The sequence below is a fragment of the Flavobacterium nackdongense genome, from assembly GCF_004355225.1.
GTDB lineage: Bacteria > Bacteroidota > Bacteroidia > Flavobacteriales > Flavobacteriaceae > Flavobacterium > Flavobacterium nackdongense.
On sequence record NZ_CP037933.1, the window covers coordinates 1,246,785 to 1,264,318 of the forward strand.

The following is a 17,534-nucleotide window of genomic DNA, read 5'->3' on the forward strand; positions in this document are numbered from 1 at the left end:
CAAAAACTACTTTTGCACTCTAATTGAGAAAAAAATTACCTTTTAATGAAAAACCTTAAATTTATTAGTCTTTTAGTATTGATTTTAACTTCGATAAATCACTATTCACAGCAAAAACCACCAGTTCCCAAAATTAAAATCTCGGGAATCGTCATCGAAAAAGTGAGCAAACAACATCTTGAATACGCCACGATAACATTCACAAATGGAACTTCAACCAAATCAATTGCTGGAGGAATTACCAACCCAAAAGGGGAATTTAATATCGATATTGTTCCCGGTACTTATGACATTAAAATAGAGTTTATATCTTTCAAACCAATAATTTTAAAAGACCGTAAACTTCTTGAAAAAACCAATTTAGGCCTTATCGCTCTCGAAGAAGATGCAACCCAACTTAACGAGGTGCAAGTTCGCGCTGAAAAAACGACGGTCGATATCAAATTAGACAAAAAAGTATACAGTGTTGGAAATGACTTGATGGTCAAAGGAGGAACCGTGAGCGATGTATTGAATAATATTCCATCCGTCTCTGTCGATGCTGAAGGAGCCATCAGCTTAAGAGGTAATGAAAACGTAACCATTTTTATAGACGGAAAACCTTCGAATGCCATCAATATCAATGAAGCCTTACGCTTAATTTCTGCCGATGCGATCGATAAAGTGGAAGTGATTACCAATCCATCCGCGCGATATGATGCCGAAGGTGGAGCAGGAATTTTGAATATCGTACTCAAAAAAGGAAAAAATCAAGGCTTTAATGGAACCTTTATTGGCGGGTTGGGAACCCCAAAAAACAACAGCCTTAGCGGCACATTGAACTACAAAACAGAAAAATACAATTTGTTTACCAATCAAGGCTATGCCGATAGATTAGCACTTGGTAATGCACTATACGAAACCAATTATCTGAATCCAAAACCCAATTCACCAAGCTATATCAAAGAAATTAGAGATATAGAAGATAACAGCAAAAGCTACAACGGAAATCTGGGCATTGAATTATTTTTAAACAACTCTACGACTTGGACCAATACCCTAAATTACAGAAACAGTAATGAGGAAAATTTAGATGATGTAAACTACGACAATCAATATGCTGATCCCTCCAAAAACGATACTAGAACCAGAGTTAGTAACGAGGAAAATAAAGAAAATGATGTCGAATTCAAATCCAATCTTCAAAAAAAGTTCAAAAAAGACGGCCACAAATTAGATGTTGATGTTCAAATTTCTAACAACAACGAAAAAGAAATAGCCGATATCGTGGACAGCGAAAACGGGAACGATTTTACGGAAAACAAACAAAAAAATACGCGCCAATTGTATCAATTGGATTATGTTTTGCCCTTTGGTAAAGGCAGTCAGTTCGAAGCAGGATATCGCGGTAGTTTCGTCGATCAATTGACCGATGTGAGCGTTTTCAATAACGGTGTTATCAATACAGACTTTACCAATAATTTAGAATACATCGAGAACGTCAATGCCTTCTACACTCAGTATGGACTTAAAGTAAATAAATTCTCTTATTTGTTTGGGCTTCGTTGGGAAGATACTAAAGTGAATGTAAATCAGTTGAGCAACAATGATTTCAATACCAAAAAATACAACAACTTCTTTCCATCGGCATTTGTTACCTATGAAATTTCGGAAGAAAGTAGTTTGTCATTGAGTTACAGCCGCCGAATTACGCGCCCTAGAGGGAGATTAATCAATCCGTTTAGTAATTATTCGAGCAACATCAACATATTTCAAGGGAATCCTGATTTAGACCCGGCAATGTCTGATGCGATCGATTTTGGATTCTTGAAAAAATGGGGCAAATTTTTGTTAAGCACTTCTCTATACAATAATCGAACTACTGATGCGTTCCTTTTTGTCCGAATAAACTCGGGTAGCGAAGTCAATGGAGTACCAGTCATTATTTCTACTCCTATCAATTTAGCCACCGAAAACAGACTTGGTTTCGAGTTCAATCTCAATTATTCTCCATATAAATGGTGGAAATTGAACAGCAATTTCAATTTTTTTAATGTGGATACCCAAGGCGATTACACCTATACCGATTTTAACAATGTGGAAATCACGCAAAATTTTGATCAAAAAACAACTTCTTGGTCAGCAAGATTAAATTCAAAAGTGACTCTGCCTGCCAAAATTGATTGGCAAACGAATATGAATTACTTTGGCGACCAGAAAACAGCGCAGGGCAAATTTATTGGTATTTTTGCAATGAATTTAGGCTTTAGCAAAGATGTTTTAAAAGACAAAGCTACTCTGGCATTCAATGTTAGCGATGTTTTTAATACCAGAAAAATGAAAATGGAAACCCTAATCCCAGGTGTTATCGAATCGTATTCTGAAAGACAAAGAAATGTACGACAATTTACACTTTCGTTTACCTATAGACTGAACAAATCGAAAAACGAAAAAGAAAAACAACCGCGACGCGAAATGGAAGAAGGTGGCGGTGATATGCCAGGATAATAGCCTGAGCACATTTATTATTTCATACTTTTCAAAAGACCCATAAAGAACCAAACTTTGTGGGTCTTTTGTTTCAATAACACAGTACTACTTTATTTTAAATCATTCTTGTCCGATAAAAAAATGGTATAGTCCCTCTGGGACAAACATCTTATTTACAACTGACTTACTACCAACACATAACCTCTACGAGGTTTGCTCCTTTAGGAGCAAAATATTGGTAGCAAATAATAAAGTCACATCCTTATAAAATGTCCCGTAGGGACTATATTTAGTAGGATTTAATCAATTTCAAAAACTTTTGTCTGTCAGCAATGATTTTAAATTAAGTAAGAACAGCTATCTTAGCTTTAAAATTAAATATTTAAAATCGAACTAATGACCAATATACTAGTTTTAGGAGCCGGAATGGTGGGCAGTGCGATGGCTGCGGATTTATCAGCAAACCACACTGTTACACTAGCAGATATAAGCCTTAACCGATTAGAACACATCAAAGAAAAACATCCTAAAATTGAAATTTTGCAAGTCGATGTGACTCACAAAGAAAAATTGCAATCCACTCTTGTCGATTTTGATTTTGTGGTTTGTGCTGTTCCCGGATTTCTAGGTTTCGAGACTATAAAAACCGTAATTGAAGCTGGAAAAAATGTGGTGGACATTTCCTTTTTTCCTGAAAATGCGCTTGAATTAGATGCCTTGGCAAAAGAAAACAATGTCACTGCTATCGTCGATTGTGGCGTTGCACCAGGAATGCACAATATCATTTTGGGCTATTATAATGAAAAATTGAAGTTGACTGATTTCGAAACTTTAGTTGGCGGATTGCCAAAAGTTAAAAAATGGCCGTTCAATTACAAAGCCCCTTTTTCGCCTATTGATGTCATCGAAGAATATACTCGTCCGGCACGTTATGTCGAAAACGGAAATATAATCACTCGCGAAGCTTTGACAGACTGTGAATTGGTAGAATTTGACAAAGTGGGAACCTTGGAATCTTTCAACTCTGATGGGTTGCGCTCCATTCTTTATACAATGCCGCACATCAAGAATATGAAAGAAAAAACACTTCGATATCCTGGCCACGTTGAATATGTGAAAGTCTTGAAAGACAGCGGATTCTTCAGTGAAAAGAAAATAATGATAAATGGAGCCGAAATATCACCACTCGAATTTACCAGCAAAATCCTTTTCAATGAATGGAAATTAGGCGAAACTGAAGAGGAATTAACCGTGATGCGCGTCTCTTTGAAAGGAAAAAATAAAAGCGGACAAATCGAACAGGTGGTTTATAATTTATACGACGAATATTGTCCAGAAACTCAAACCTCATCAATGGCGAGAACCACAGGATATACTGCAACGGCTGTTGCGAACCTATTTTTAGAAGGATTATTTACCGAAAAAGGAATTTTTCCTCCAGAACTTATTGGGAAACACGAAGCCTGTTTTAACTATATTTTGAATTATTTAAAAGAGAGGAGCGTGAATTATATAAAAACGACAACCATACAAAAAATGTAAGTTATAATTCTTTTCTATATCTTTGATAATCTAAAAAACCATCCTATGGACACTAAAAAAAGAACGTTAGTTATAGCAATACTGCTTATTATTTCAATTGGAAATTATTCAAGAATAATCGATAATGGAACAATTCGAACAGTAGAATTTTTATCTATTTTTGTAATTGGCGCTTTAACGGCTCTTTTGATACGTGAAATTGCGACGATTCTTAAAGGAAAGTAATTCTATGAAAAACTCACAAATTCTTGTTCTATTCCTAATTGGAGCGGTGCTGACGGTCATTGGCGCCCTATTCAAAATCACCAACGAACGAAAAGATTGGACGACTTTCTTCCTCATAATTGGGATGACTTTTGAGGCTGTTGCCGGAATAATGCTGTTGCTAAAATTAGTAAAGAAGAACAAAAACAATACTGATTCGTTTCTAGACAGCTAAATTCCAATGAACATCAAACTCATCGCCATTGGCAAAACCGACAATAAAAATTTGCAATCCTTGATTGACGAATATCAAAAACGGTTGTCGTTTTATATCAAATTCGATTTAGAGATTATCCCAGACATCAAGAACGTAAAAAACTTATCGGAAAGTCAACAAAAAGAAAAAGAAGGCGAATTGATTTTGGCGAAAATAACACCAGCCGACCAACTTATTTTATTGGACGAAAACGGAAAAACTTTTTCGAGCGTTGGCTTTTCAGCTGAATTGCAGAAGAAAATGAATTCGGGTGTAAAGACTTTGGTTTTCGTTATCGGTGGCCCTTATGGCTTTTCGGAAACGGTTTATGCCAAAGCACAAGGAAAAATATCGCTTTCGCTAATGACCTTTTCCCACCAAATGGTGCGTTTGTTTTTTATCGAACAACTATATCGCGGATTTACGATTTTGAAGAATGAACCGTATCATCATCAGTAATTTCAGATTGCAGATTGCAGATTGCAGATTTTTGAATTTTATTTTTAGCCATTTTGTCATTCCGTAGGAATCTCTAAAGGGATTTCAATTTACGGAATTAGAATATGAATTCTACATTAGTTCTATTTATATTAGGAATAGGAAATTTCAAACTTTGAATTAAAATTTCATCTTCAATATACTTTCCAAAAGGTAAATCGTTGGCAAAACAAAATATAAATTTATGAGGTTTATCACTTGGTAAACCGTTCAAATATTCTTGTAAATTTTCTTTCTTAACTAAAACATTTTTCATAGATAACAAATCAATTGTATTAATTTTATTCTGCTTATCAAAAAAAACTATGTGACCAAATTCAGGTTTCTCCATTTTATAAAACACTTTCGTGAATGGCAGAAACGCCATATTCTTCCCTATACTATCCGCATACGAATAATAATTTTCGGCCAATTCATTTTTGTGTGCTGAATTTCGCTTTTTCTCTTGTATTTTCATCACTTCGGGAATGACTAATTTCAATGGCAATCGCTTGTCAATATTAAAAATCCCGTTAGTTGAACTAATCGAGTTATTTCGATTGACTTCGGCCAACGTATCTTTGTCTTTGGTTATAAAGAAAATATAAATCGGCGAATGATCTTGCACCTCCGAAACAATTGTAACATTGGATTTTGGCAATAAAACAGTTTCTTTATTTCCGCAAGAAAACAACACAAAAAGAATTACTAAACTAAAATACTTCATTACAACTTGTTGATTTTATTATATAAATCAACACATTCCATCGCTTCTTTTACATCGTGAACCCGAAGAATTTTAGCTCCTTTTATCAATGCAATCGAATTCAAAACCGTGGTTCCATTCAAAGCCTCATCGGCAGTAGAATTTAAGGTTTTATAAATCATAGATTTTCTTGAAAATCCAGCCAGCAAAGGCAATTCCAAGATATCGAAGAGTTCCATTTTTTGTAAAACTTCATAATTTTGATCCAAAGTTTTGGCAAAACCGAAGCCCGGATCGATAATCAAATCGTTGATTCCGAAACTTCTCGCTCTAGCCACTTTTTCAGAAAAATAGAAAAGGATTTCTTTGACAATATCCTCATAACTTGTCATCTTTTGCATAGTTTCAGGAGTGCCACGCATATGCATCATAATGTAAGGAACATTGCATTTTGCAATGGTTTCCAGCATATTATCATCCAGATTTCCTGCCGAAATATCGTTGATCATAGCCGCACCATTTTCGATGCAAACTTTCGCCACTTCGCTTCTAAAAGTATCCACAGAGAGCAGCGCCTCTGGGTAATATTCTAAAATAAGATTGATAATAGGAATAATTCTTTGCAGTTCTTCTTCTTCCGAAACATATTCGGCGCTGGGTTTGCTAGAATAGGCTCCAACATCAATAAATGTCGCTCCCTCATGGAGCATTTTGCCTACTTTAGTTAGCATTTCACTGTTGCTTTTATACATTCCCCCATCGTAAAATGAATTGGGAGTCACATTCAAAATCCCCATTACTTTGGGAGTTGTCAAATCAATCAATTGTCCTTTGCAGTTTATTGTCATCTTAAATCAAATTTCGTTAATTATCATTTTTACATCCCATAAATATTCCCTATTTTTGAGGAAATTTTTTGACAAATATAACCAATAAATGAACATAACTTCGCAACAATACGATAGCGTAATTGCAATTTGCCGAGCGCTATTTATCAATAAAATGAAAGATTACGGCAGTGCTTGGCGTATTTTGAGATTGCCGTCGCTAACCGATCAAATATTTATCAAAGCACAACGTATAAGAAGTTTACAAGAAAACGAAGTTCGAAAAGTAGACGAAGACGAAACTGGAGAATTTATAGGAATCATCAATTATTCGATAATGGCGCTGATTCAGTTAGAGTTGGGCGTGGTCGATCAACCGGATTTAAATGTAGAAGAAGCCACTCAATTATATGACGAAAAAGTACAATTGACCAAAGAATTGATGGAAGCCAAAAACCACGATTACGGTGAAGCTTGGCGCGAAATGCGTGTGAGTTCTTTGACAGATTTGATTCTTCAAAAATTACTTCGTGTGAAACAAATCGAAGATAATAAAGGAAAAACTTTAGTCTCAGAAGGTATCGATGCCAATTATCAGGATATGATAAATTATGCGGTTTTTGCGTTGATATTAAGCCCCCTAACCCCCAAAGGGGGAACTCCAAAATTGTAATTGTACCACAAAACAATAAAAAAATGAAAACCATCATCACCCAATTTTCCAGACTATTTGTCGGGATTTTATTTATTATTTCAGGATTAATAAAACTCAATGATCCTTTAGGATTTTCTTATAAACTGGACGAATATTTTAGTGAGCCTGTTTTCAATATGCCGTTTTTTGTGCCTTATTCATTGGCAATAGCCTTATTTTTGGTCATTCTTGAAGTGGTTTTAGGCGTCATGTTACTCATTGGTTACAAATCAAAATGGACGATTTGGAGTTTGTTGCTTTTGGTGATTCTATTCACTTTTTTAACTTTTTATTCCGCCTATTTTGATGTGGTAAAAGACTGCGGTTGCTTTGGCGATGCCTTACATTTAACTCCTTGGCAATCTTTTTCGAAAGACCTTATCTTATTATTTTTTATTCTAATTTTATTTTTCAATCAAAAACTTATTAAACCCTTATTTTCGAATAAAATTCAAAATATTTTGGTTCTAACAAGTATTATTTTGTGTTCTTTTATGGGATATTGGGTTATCAATCATTTGCCCTTGAAAGATTTTAGACCTTATAAAGTAGGCACCAACATCCGAAAATCAATGGAAATTCCTGATAGCGCTCCAAAAAGTGTCGTTGAAATGATTTTCATCTATAAAGTGAATGGCGTTGACAAAGAATTTACCGAAAAAGATTTGATGAATCTTCCTGAAGGTGCCGAATTTGTCGATAGAAAAGACAAAATTATTGTACAAGGCTATGTCCCCCCTATTCACGATTTCAAACTAGAATTAAACGGAGAAGAGCAAACCGATATGATTTTATCTAAAGAAAAAGCACTGCTAATTGTAGCGTATGATTTAGAAAAAGCAAATGTTCTTGGATTGCAAAAAATAAATGAATTACACAAAAAAGCAACTGCAAAAGGATATTATGTTGGCCTACTAACAGGCTCTTCGGCAGAAGTAATCGCAAAGATTAAAACTCAAAATAACTTTGATTTTGACTGCCTATTTTGCGATGCAACCGCTTTGAAAACGATCGAAAGAGCGAATCCTAGCTTCGTTATTCTGAATTACGGAACCGTAACACAAAAAGTACATTACAACGACATCGAAGATTTGAAACTATAACCTATTATTTTGCATTTGATTATGAGCAGTAGACGAGAAAGAAGAAAAAGGAAATTGATATTAGTTTTTATAAGTTGCATTGTATTTGGAATAGGATATTTCTTTCTGAATGTGGTGTCTAAAATTTATGAAGTCCCTTTAGGCTTGACTTTTCACGTTATTTTTGGATGTACCTTAATGGCAATATCTGGCATTTACATCGGCTATACGATCAAACAATTGTATTTTACTAAGAAAAGAAAAAGAACCAAAAGAGTGTATCTAGATGAGAATTCCGACGAAAATTCGAAATAAAATAGTAAAGCTTTTTTAGATATAAATTACAAAAATTTACGAAATCGAAATAGTACAATTACCTGAAATAATGCGTTTTAGTCTTCGCTAATTTAGATTTAAAATGTAACTTTGGGCAAACTTTTTAAAAATGAAAAAAATACTTCTATTGCTTATAGCCGTTACAAGTTTCTCTTGTTCGCAAGCGCAAAAAAATTCTTTTTCTAAAGAAGCTTTATCAGAAACTTTATTGTCTAATGATGGCAAACAAGTCGCTTTCAAAAATATTCTAAAAAGTCACAAAGGCAAAACCCTTGTTGTTGAAGTTTGGGCATCTTGGTGCGGTGACTGTGTCAAAGCAATGCCGAAAATCAAAGAATTACAAGCCAATAATCCTACGGTAGATTATGTATTCATTTCGATGGACAAAACAGCCGACAAATGGAAAGAAGGAATCGCAAAACACGGAATCATCGGAGATCATTATATGGCTAATGACCAAATGAAAGGGGTTTTCGGAAAAGCAATAGACTTAGATTGGATTCCGAGATACATTATTATAGATAAAACGGGAAAAATAGTGATTTACAGAGCCATCGAAACCGATTTTGAAAAAATAAATGCTGAATTGAAGAAGTTGGAAGCGGGAAGCTAGTAAATGGAAGTGGGAAGTGGGAAGATGGAAGCAGGAAACTTATCAATTGTTGAGAAATATCAAACAATAAACAACAAACAATAAATACAATTAAAATGAGAAAGAAGATTGTTGCAGGAAACTGGAAAATGCATAAAAATGCCACTCAAACTGCAGAATTATTAAACGAATTAAAAACTCAAGTTTCGAAAGAAGATAACAAAGAAGTAATTGTAGCACCTACATTTGTCAATTTGGTGTTGGCCACTAGCCTTTTGGAGTCAACTCCAATCCAAGTAGCTGCACAAAATATGCACCAAGCCGAAAGTGGCGCTTACACTGGCGAAATCGCAGCCGATATGCTTAAAAGTGTTGGGGTAAATACGGTAATTCTTGGGCATTCAGAACGAAGAGCTATTTTTCACGAATCGGATGCCTTGATTGCTAGCAAAGTGGACACGGCTTTGCAACACGATATGACTGTTATTTTTTGCTTTGGCGAAGAATTGAAAGACCGTCAATCGAAAAACCATTTCAATATCGTTGAAAACCAATTGAAAGATGGTTTGTTTCATCTTCAAGCCAAAGATTGGGAAAAAATCGTTTTGGCATACGAACCAGTTTGGGCTATTGGAACAGGCGAAACGGCTAGTCCAGAACAAGCGCAAGAAATGCACGAATTCATCAGAGAAACGGTTCGCAAAGCTTTTGGAAGCGATATCGCCGAAGATGTTTCTATCCTTTATGGTGGAAGTGTAAAACCAGACAACGCCAAAGAAATTTTCTCTAAACCAGATGTAGACGGCGGTCTAATTGGTGGAGCAGCGCTTAACGCCAAAGATTTTATGGCAATCGTAAACGCTATCTAAAAGTTTAGATTCACTTTTTAAAAGAGTCCCCAATTATGAAAATAGTTGGGGATTTTTTAATTTTGTTTCTAACCGATGTAAACACTAATTTCGTAAATTTGATAGGTACTTTTATCACATTTCAAATGGTTTCTTCGAACAAATCTACTGCTATTCCACAAACAATAACACTAGTTCATAGTGGAGAAGATTATTTTTCTCGCCTTGAGAAAATCATTTTAGAATCGAAATTCGAAATTCACCTTCAAACTTATATTTTAGACAACGATTCAACTGGTCAACGAATTATTTCCGCCTTGAAATTGGCTGCATCTAGAAAAGTGAAAATCTATATTCTACTCGATGGTTTTGGTTCCTTATCCTTTCCAACAGAAATTAGCAATGAACTATCGAAAATGGGAATAGAGTTCAGAATTTTTTCTCCTTTTTTCTCCGCAAATTCTTTATACATTGGAAGAAGATTGCATCACAAAATAGTTGTTGCTGATGCCAAAAAAGTTCTAATTGGCGGTATCAATATTGCCGAAAAATACCACGGAACCCCGAATGAAATACCTTGGCTTGACTACGCTGTAGAAATCAATGATGACAAAATTGCAAAATCATTGCAAGAATTGTGCACTGACCTTTATTTAAAAAAAAGATTTATTCGCAGAAAAGAAATAAAATCGGTTTTTGGAACCTCAGGCGGAATGATGGTTAAAGTGCTTCAAAATGACTGGCTGAAGAGAAAAAATGAGGTTTTCAAAGCGTATATCAATAAAATTAGTACTGCCAAAAATGAAATTGTAATCGTGAGTAGTTATTTCCTTCCCGGAAAAAAATTGATAAACACCCTTAAAAATGCAGCACAAAATAAGGTTACCATCAAGTTAATTCTTTCAGGAGTATCCGATGTGCCTATGGCGAGACGAGCGAGCTGTCATTTGTATTCAAAACTTTTACGATCCAATATCGAATTATACGAATGGAAAAAATCGGTTTTGCACGGAAAAACAGCCGTGATTGATCAAAATTGGAGCACCATTGGTTCGTTTAACCTGAATAATTTAAGCTCGTATGCCAGTATCGAAATGAATGTAGCCATCGATTCGGAGGAATTTGCAAAGGATTATTTGACACATTTAACGGAGATTATCGCGCAATGCGAAAGAATTACTCCCGAAACGCTTACGTTGAAGTACGGTTTAGTTTCAAAATTAATCAATTGGCTTTCGTATTGGACCACTAGAACTATTGAAATAATGGTCACCTACTTACCGCAAAAAAGATTCAGAAGATTGTATTAGACCCTTTGCTAACTATTGGTAAAACATCTATTTAAAGTTGTAATTACTCAAATAAACTATTGATAAAACAGCGTTAAATCAATAGATTATTATTATTTTTGTGTTGTTGTATAATTTTTTATTATTTTCATATATAATTAAACATAGCTTAAATTTATCAAAGATGAAAAATATTTTACTTTTAACTATTTTAGCAACGCTATTTATCAGTTGTTCTCAAAACGACAATGAAATTTCAAATCCAATAGTAGGAGAATGGAAATTAATGAAGTCCGAACACTATCATGCATTAAATAGCAAAAGTACTACAGATTATTCCTCTCAAAATATAATTTACAAATTTGATTCAAATTCAAACCTCAATGTTAACACTAGTAATAATGGGTATAATGCCGGAAATTACAAATATGAATTCAAAAATGATTATTTATCAGGATCTCCAAGTAGCGCAGAAACGAAAATATTTATGGTTGTAATAAATTCTACAAAATGGACTTATAATCAAAGTAATGGGACATTGGTATTAGGAAATTCATACGTTGATGGACTAGATTTATATTTTGAAAAGAAATAAAAAGTACTAATAAACACAATTTAATTGCCATTCAAAGTCCGTTTAACAGCGGATTTTTTTGTTAATGGGAATATCGTTTATAAATTTTTTGGATTTAAAAACAAAATCCACAAAACAACTTAAAAACCAACAGATTATTCGTAAATTTAGTGTGTATTTTTTTTGACAAAATACATCCTAATGATGAAAACTATTTCTAAAATAATCGAATCATTTAAGACTTTCCTTCTTGATATTGGAGAACTTTCTCAGTTTGCAGCTCGTTTTTTTAAAGAAGTTTTCAAACGCCCTTGCGAATTCAAAGAATTTCTAAGGCAATGCTACAATATGGGAAACCGTTCCCTCCTCTTGGTAGCCGTCACCGGTTTTATCATCGGATTAGTTTTTACCTTACAATCAAGACCAACCTTACAGCAATTTGGAGCTGTATCTTGGATGCCTTCTATGGTCAGCATTTCGATTATTCGAGAAATTGGTCCCATCATAACCGCCCTAATTTGTGCAGGACGAATTGGTTCTGGAATTGGAGCCGAATTAGGTTCGATGCGAGTGACCGAACAAATCGACGCGATGGAAGTTTCGGGAACAAATCCTTTCAAGTATTTGGTTGTGACAAGAATTTTGGCGACTACGCTAATGCTTCCTATTCTGGTGTTTTTTGGCGATATAATTGCACTTTATGGTTCGTACCTTGTTGAAAACACCAAAGGAAATGTTTCATTTTTATTGTATTTCAATAAAGTAGCCGAAGCTTTGGAATTTGGTGATTTGATTCCTGCCACTATAAAGACTTTCTTCTTTGGCTTCGCCATCGGATTGGTCGGTTGTTTCAAAGGGTATAATTGCAAAAAAGGTACAGCAGGTGTCGGACTTGCCGCCAATTCCGCAGTAGTTTTCACCTCGATGCTGCTTTTTATAATCGATTTTGTTGCCGTTTTTATAACCGATATTTTTTATGATTTATAACTAATGGAAGCCTTCTCAAAAAATAATAAGACCATAATAGAAATCAAAGACCTGAAAAAGAGCTACGGTGACAATCAGGTCTTGAATGGCTTTGATATGCGATTAGTCGAAGGCGAAAACTTGGTGATTATGGGTAAATCTGGTTCCGGAAAATCGGTGATGATAAAATGCTTGATCGGTCTCGAAGAGCCTGATAGCGGAACAATCAAAGTAATGGACAAAGATATTAGCACTTTGAAACACGAAGAACTAGACGAATTGCGTACCGAAGTTGGTTTTCTTTTTCAAGGAAGTGCACTTTATGATTCGATGACCGTTCGAGAAAATCTAGAATTTCCGTTGCGTCGCCATACCAAAAAATTTGGAGTGATACTAGACACCACCCCTTTAGTAATGGAAGCTTTAGAAAATGTAGGTTTAGCCAAAACGATTGATTTAATGCCTGAAGAACTTTCGGGTGGAATGAAACGACGAATTGCACTGGCCAGGACCTTGATTTTACAACCCAAAATCATTCTATACGACGAACCCACGACCGGATTAGACCCCATAACTGCCAAAGAAATTATTTTGCTAATGCAATCCGTTCAAAAAAAATACAACACCTCTGCTTTAATTATCACTCACGATGTGGATTGTGCTCGAGCCATTTCGAATCGCATGATTTTATTAGTCGATGGCATCAATTATGCGGAAGGTACTTTTAATGAATTAATTGCCTCAAAAGACCCAAAAATACAAGCTTTCTTTAAATAAATTAAAAATGGAAAAAACAGCTTCACAAAAAATAAACCTTGGACTTTTCGTAATCATTGGATTATTGATTTTTATACTCGCCGTTTATTTCATTGGCCAAAAGCAAAATATGTTCGGAAAAACAAATCATTTGGAGACCGTTTTTAACAATATAAACGGCTTACAATTAGGCAATAGCGTTCGGTATTCCGGAATAAGCGTAGGAACTGTACGAGGCATCGAAATGATAAATGACACTAGTATTCGCGTCGATATGATTATAGATAAATCTATTTTTTCCTATATCAAAAAAGATGCAATTGCCACAATTGGCTCCGATGGATTGGTCGGAAATATGATTATTAACATCCTTCCCGGGAAAGGAAACCAAGCCTCAGTAGCATCAGGTGATAAAATTCGTTCCTTCAATCGCATTCGCACCGAAGACATGTTAAGCACATTAAATGTAACCAATCAAAATGCGGCGGCGCTTACGGCAAATTTGCTTAAAATCACTACCGAAATCATCAAAGGAAAAGGAACAATTGGAACGTTACTGAACGACACCAGCGTTTCAAAAGACCTCGCAGAAACCATTCGAAATTTAAGAACAACAACTGAAAGTACTTCTAAATCAATACTTAAGTTAAACCAAATTATAGTATCACTTGATAATAAAAATAACGTGATAGGTGTAATAAAAGATACAGCTGTAGCTAATGATTTTAAAAAAACCATTGCCAATTTAGAGCGATCATCGGCTGAAATCAACAAAGTAGTCACGAATCTCAACGCTGCAATTATCAATATCAAAGACGGGAAAGGAGCCATAAATTATCTAGCAAACGATCCTGAACTTGTTAGAAAAATTGATTCTACAATGACCAATATCAATTCGGCGAGCATTAAACTGAACGAAGATTTAGAAGCCATGCAGCATAATTTTTTACTTCGTGGCTATTTCAAAAAACAGGAAAAAGAAAAAGCTAAAACACAAAAAAAATAGTCTTTTAAATGGTTTTCAAAGCTGCGACAAACAAATCGATATCATCTTTAGTATTGTAATGACTGAAAGAAATGCGTAAACTTGGTTTTTTCAAATCTTCTTTCGAAAGCATTTCAGCCAATACGTGAGACGGCTTTATACTCCCCGATTGACAAGCGCTACCACGAGAAACCGCAATTCCTTTCATATCTAAATTAAATAAAATCATCGAAGTTTTGGTATCAGGAAAAGGCAATAAAACATTCAAAATAGTATCAATTCCATCCAAAGTTCCATTGATTGCAAAGGCAGGAAATTCAATTTCCAGTTGAGCAATTAAATAATTTTTCAATCCCTGAATGTGATTTCTTTCGGTTGCCAAATTAGCATCCGAAAGTTCCAAAGCCTTGGCCATTCCCACTATTTGATGTACAGCTTCGGTGCCGGGACGCAAGCCTTTCTCTTGTTCACCACCGAAAAACAAGGGTTGCAAACCTGAATTTTTCTTAATAAATGCAAATCCAATTCCTTTGGGTCCGTGAAATTTGTGCGCACTCGCCACCATAAAATCAATGGATGTTGTTTTTAAATCTATTACCAACTTACCGACAGATTGCACCATATCCGAATGAAAAAGGGCATTGTTTTGTTCACAAATCCGACCCACTTTTTCAATATTCAAGACCGTTCCAATTTCATTATTGACGTGCATTAAGCTCACCAAAGTTTTGATATCTTGCGAAAGCAAATCGACCAAATCAGTCAAATCGATTTCTCCATTTGGCTTTACTGAAACATAATCCACTTGGATTTCAAATTCTTTTTGCAAATGCTCAACGGTATGTAAAACAGCGTGATGCTCTATTTTACTTAAAACTATTCTTTTAACTTTCAAATCCCGAACGGCAGAGCGAAGAATCCAATTATTGGCTTCGGTTCCACAAGAAGTAAAGACAATTTCTTGAGCTGACACATTCAAAATCTTGGCAATCGACTTTCTGGACAGCTCTAAAACACTTTTAGCATTTCGTCCAAAACTATGCGTTGAGGATGGATTTCCAAAATCTTCCGCCAAAACTTTCGTCATTTCGCGAACCACTTCCGGCCGAAGTTGAGTAGTTGAGGCATTATCGAGATATACTTTTTTCATAGTAGCAAAGTTATGAAATATCAATTGTGAATGCAGTACTATCAATTGGCAATTTTTTCACTATTTTTGCCCCAAATATTTTAGACGATGAAAAGAGTTTTTAGCCTATTGATTTTTGCACTTTTTTTAAATGGATGTGATGATGGTAATTTAACTTTAGAAACGATAGATTTTGAAGATGCTCCAACCCAAAGTTGTGGGTCTAACGACATCATTTACAAACTCAAAGAAAAAGAGGCTTTATTACTAGAAATCCCAAACTCCACTTTCGTAAATGAACCGACTGACCCTTCGTCCCCAATTGTCATAGATATAGACAATTCAACCAATCGAGTGGTGTACCGATTTTATGATGGAACGGTGAGTGCTGACAATATTTGCAACACAATTCCTCCCGCAAAACCCTATATTACAGATCAATGGACGGCAACTTCGGGAAAAATAGAAATCACAACCACTACCGTAACTTCAGCCGGAAGTATCCCGGGAAGCACCGTGATTACAGGTTATAAGCATCGAATCGTTTTCAAAAACATCACATTTTTAAAAACAAATGGTACACAAGTATACGAAACATTCGTGTTTGGCGACTATGTGACACCGGCAACGCCTTTGCCTTTTGGATTTGATAAAACCTTGGAGCAATGCTCTAACACGACCACCAAACAAGTCTATAATTATACAAGCGGAGAATCATTAACTTTAGACAAACTCGAACCTTCGCTTATTAGCAATGTAGAAACCCCAGTAAATAGTCCAAGAACGGCACTTATTGGTGCTGCGAAAAACCAACTTGTATACCGACTTTACTCCAATGGCGTGCTAACACCCAGTTATTTCTGCAATCTTATTCAACCTGCACTGCCTACTGTGAGCGAAGAATGGAATGGTGTGAATGGAATTGATAACGTTAGCGGAATCATTGAAGTAACCACGATAAAAAGCGGCACAACTGCATTTAAACATACTATTGTAATCAAAAACGCTACCTTGAAAAAGGGAAATAGTAGTTTTAAATTGGGCGACGTTTTTACGTACGGGGAGTTAATCACTTTCTAACAGAAGGATTTTTAAAAATAGTTTACCACAAAATCGAAATTAAATTGCCTTATGCGGACCAATTTAATTTCGAGTTTGTGGTTTATTTTTTTGATTTAGAACTCATTTTTTTGTTTATAGAGCTTATTTACTGTTTTGCTTGATATAAACTTCGGTTGCACCTTGTCCGTATTTTTGGTAATTCCCGTCTTGAAAAGCAATATTATCATAACGTCCTAACAAAAAATCCAACTCCGATTTTAAGACACCTTCGCCAACACCATGGATAAAAACAATTTTAGGAATGCGGTTTTTTATAGCAAATTCAATATGCCTTTTAGCGGTTTCGGTCTGTAAAGTTAAGATGTCATAATTAGACATTCCTCGTTTGTTGGGAACTAATTTTTCGATGTGTAAATCGAATTCAGGAGCTGGAATTTCACGTTTATCTTTCTTCTCTTTGACAAAACTTCTAGGTTTTGGGATTTCTTTTTCCTTAGCTATCCCAACTACATCTATTCTTCCGATAGATTTCATTAAGTTGTTGGAATTATGAGTTTTAATTAATTCGTTGACAAAATAAGTCATCACAAATCCATCGGTAGTTTCTATGGTAATTTGCCTGTCTTTGACCGAAAGCACTACCCCATTTACATCTTCGTCTAAAACCGAAACTTGATCTCCTTTATTGAACATTTTTTCTATTTTTGGATTACTATTTTGTGTTTTGATTATCGCCTCCC

The 17,534-nt window shown here is 35.1% G+C and carries 20 protein-coding genes; 16 read left to right on the top strand and 4 right to left on the bottom strand.

Annotated elements, in window-relative coordinates; translation table 11 throughout:
- The first annotated feature begins 45 nt into the window (after positions 1–45).
- From E1750_RS04975 to rlmH, 5 genes are all read left to right on the top strand, one after another.
- On the top strand, positions 46–2,487 hold the full coding sequence (locus E1750_RS04975) for an outer membrane beta-barrel family protein (RefSeq protein WP_133275711.1): 2,442 nt from the start codon (positions 46–48) through the stop codon (positions 2,485–2,487).
- 378 nt (positions 2,488–2,865) lie between these two features.
- Positions 2,866–4,011 carry a saccharopine dehydrogenase family protein gene (locus E1750_RS04980; protein WP_133275712.1) on the top strand — a complete coding sequence of 382 codons (1,146 nt, stop codon included), beginning with the start codon at positions 2,866–2,868 and terminating at the stop codon, positions 4,009–4,011.
- A gap of 45 nt (positions 4,012–4,056) precedes the next feature.
- Positions 4,057–4,236 carry a hypothetical protein gene (locus E1750_RS04985; protein ID WP_133275713.1) on the top strand — a complete coding sequence of 60 codons (180 nt, stop codon included), beginning with the start codon at positions 4,057–4,059 and terminating at the stop codon, positions 4,234–4,236.
- A 4-nt stretch (positions 4,237–4,240) separates the two neighbouring features.
- On the top strand, positions 4,241–4,450 hold the full coding sequence (locus E1750_RS04990) for a GldL-related protein (RefSeq protein ID WP_133275714.1): 210 nt from the start codon (positions 4,241–4,243) through the stop codon (positions 4,448–4,450).
- Positions 4,451–4,456: 6 nt separating this feature from the next.
- On the top strand, positions 4,457–4,930 hold the full coding sequence (gene rlmH, locus E1750_RS04995) for a 23S rRNA (pseudouridine(1915)-N(3))-methyltransferase RlmH (protein ID WP_133275715.1): 474 nt from the start codon (positions 4,457–4,459) through the stop codon (positions 4,928–4,930).
- Positions 4,931–5,027: 97 nt separating this feature from the next.
- Here the strand turns inward: rlmH and E1750_RS05000 are convergent, their stop codons facing one another.
- Positions 5,028–5,675 carry a hypothetical protein gene (locus E1750_RS05000; protein ID WP_133275716.1) on the bottom strand — a complete coding sequence of 216 codons (648 nt, stop codon included), beginning with the start codon at positions 5,673–5,675 and terminating at the stop codon, positions 5,028–5,030.
- Positions 5,675–6,502, bottom strand: a complete 828-nt coding sequence (folP, locus tag E1750_RS05005; RefSeq protein ID WP_133275717.1) for a dihydropteroate synthase — start codon at positions 6,500–6,502, stop codon at positions 5,675–5,677. The genes E1750_RS05000 and folP overlap by 1 nt, the downstream gene beginning before the upstream one ends.
- Positions 6,503–6,590: 88 nt before the next feature.
- Between folP and E1750_RS05010 the strand changes: the two genes are divergently transcribed.
- From E1750_RS05010 to E1750_RS05055, 10 genes are all read left to right on the top strand, one after another.
- Entirely contained in the window at positions 6,591–7,154 is a 564-nt protein-coding gene (locus tag E1750_RS05010) for a DUF1599 domain-containing protein (protein ID WP_133275718.1), read from the top strand.
- A 23-nt stretch (positions 7,155–7,177) separates the two neighbouring features.
- Positions 7,178–8,278, top strand: coding sequence for a BT_3928 family protein (locus E1750_RS05015; protein ID WP_133275719.1), 1,101 nt, complete (start codon positions 7,178–7,180; stop codon positions 8,276–8,278).
- Positions 8,279–8,299: 21 nt separating this feature from the next.
- The gene (locus E1750_RS05020; RefSeq protein ID WP_133275720.1) at positions 8,300–8,572 is read left to right on the top strand and encodes a hypothetical protein; all 273 of its coding nucleotides are present in this window, start codon (positions 8,300–8,302) and stop codon (positions 8,570–8,572) included.
- Between the two features lie 130 nt (positions 8,573–8,702).
- Positions 8,703–9,206 carry a TlpA family protein disulfide reductase gene (locus tag E1750_RS05025; RefSeq protein ID WP_133275721.1) on the top strand — a complete coding sequence of 168 codons (504 nt, stop codon included), beginning with the start codon at positions 8,703–8,705 and terminating at the stop codon, positions 9,204–9,206.
- Between the two features lie 95 nt (positions 9,207–9,301).
- Positions 9,302–10,054 (top strand): triose-phosphate isomerase, encoded by a 753-nt coding sequence (gene tpiA, locus E1750_RS05030; protein ID WP_133275722.1) that lies wholly within the window; start codon positions 9,302–9,304, stop codon positions 10,052–10,054.
- A 35-nt stretch (positions 10,055–10,089) separates the two neighbouring features.
- On the top strand, positions 10,090–11,343 hold the full coding sequence (locus E1750_RS05035; RefSeq protein WP_133275723.1) for a phospholipase D-like domain-containing protein: 1,254 nt from the start codon (positions 10,090–10,092) through the stop codon (positions 11,341–11,343).
- A 163-nt stretch (positions 11,344–11,506) separates the two neighbouring features.
- Positions 11,507–11,917, top strand: coding sequence for a hypothetical protein (locus E1750_RS05040; protein WP_133275724.1), 411 nt, complete (start codon positions 11,507–11,509; stop codon positions 11,915–11,917).
- Between the two features lie 183 nt (positions 11,918–12,100).
- On the top strand, positions 12,101–12,883 hold the full coding sequence (locus E1750_RS05045) for an MlaE family ABC transporter permease (protein WP_133278082.1): 783 nt from the start codon (positions 12,101–12,103) through the stop codon (positions 12,881–12,883).
- 3 nt (positions 12,884–12,886) lie between these two features.
- Entirely contained in the window at positions 12,887–13,639 is a 753-nt protein-coding gene (locus tag E1750_RS05050) for an ABC transporter ATP-binding protein (RefSeq protein WP_133275725.1), read from the top strand.
- A 7-nt stretch (positions 13,640–13,646) separates the two neighbouring features.
- A complete protein-coding gene (locus E1750_RS05055; protein WP_133275726.1) occupies positions 13,647–14,624 on the top strand; it encodes an MlaD family protein in 978 nt (325 codons plus the stop codon).
- Positions 14,625–14,628: 4 nt separating this feature from the next.
- On the opposite strand, the gene E1750_RS05060 is transcribed toward E1750_RS05055, so the two are convergent.
- Positions 14,629–15,753: a cysteine desulfurase family protein gene (locus E1750_RS05060; RefSeq protein ID WP_133275727.1), complete on the bottom strand. Its 1,125-nt coding sequence runs from the start codon at positions 15,751–15,753 to the stop codon at positions 14,629–14,631.
- An 87-nt stretch (positions 15,754–15,840) separates the two neighbouring features.
- Here E1750_RS05060 and E1750_RS05065 point away from each other — a divergent pair, with 87 nt between their 5' ends.
- On the top strand, positions 15,841–16,812 hold the full coding sequence (locus E1750_RS05065; protein WP_133275728.1) for a hypothetical protein: 972 nt from the start codon (positions 15,841–15,843) through the stop codon (positions 16,810–16,812).
- A 123-nt stretch (positions 16,813–16,935) separates the two neighbouring features.
- Here the strand turns inward: E1750_RS05065 and E1750_RS05070 are convergent, their stop codons facing one another.
- Entirely contained in the window at positions 16,936–17,487 is a 552-nt protein-coding gene (locus E1750_RS05070; protein ID WP_133275729.1) for a Smr/MutS family protein, read from the bottom strand.
- Between the last annotated feature and the right edge of the window lie 47 nt (positions 17,488–17,534).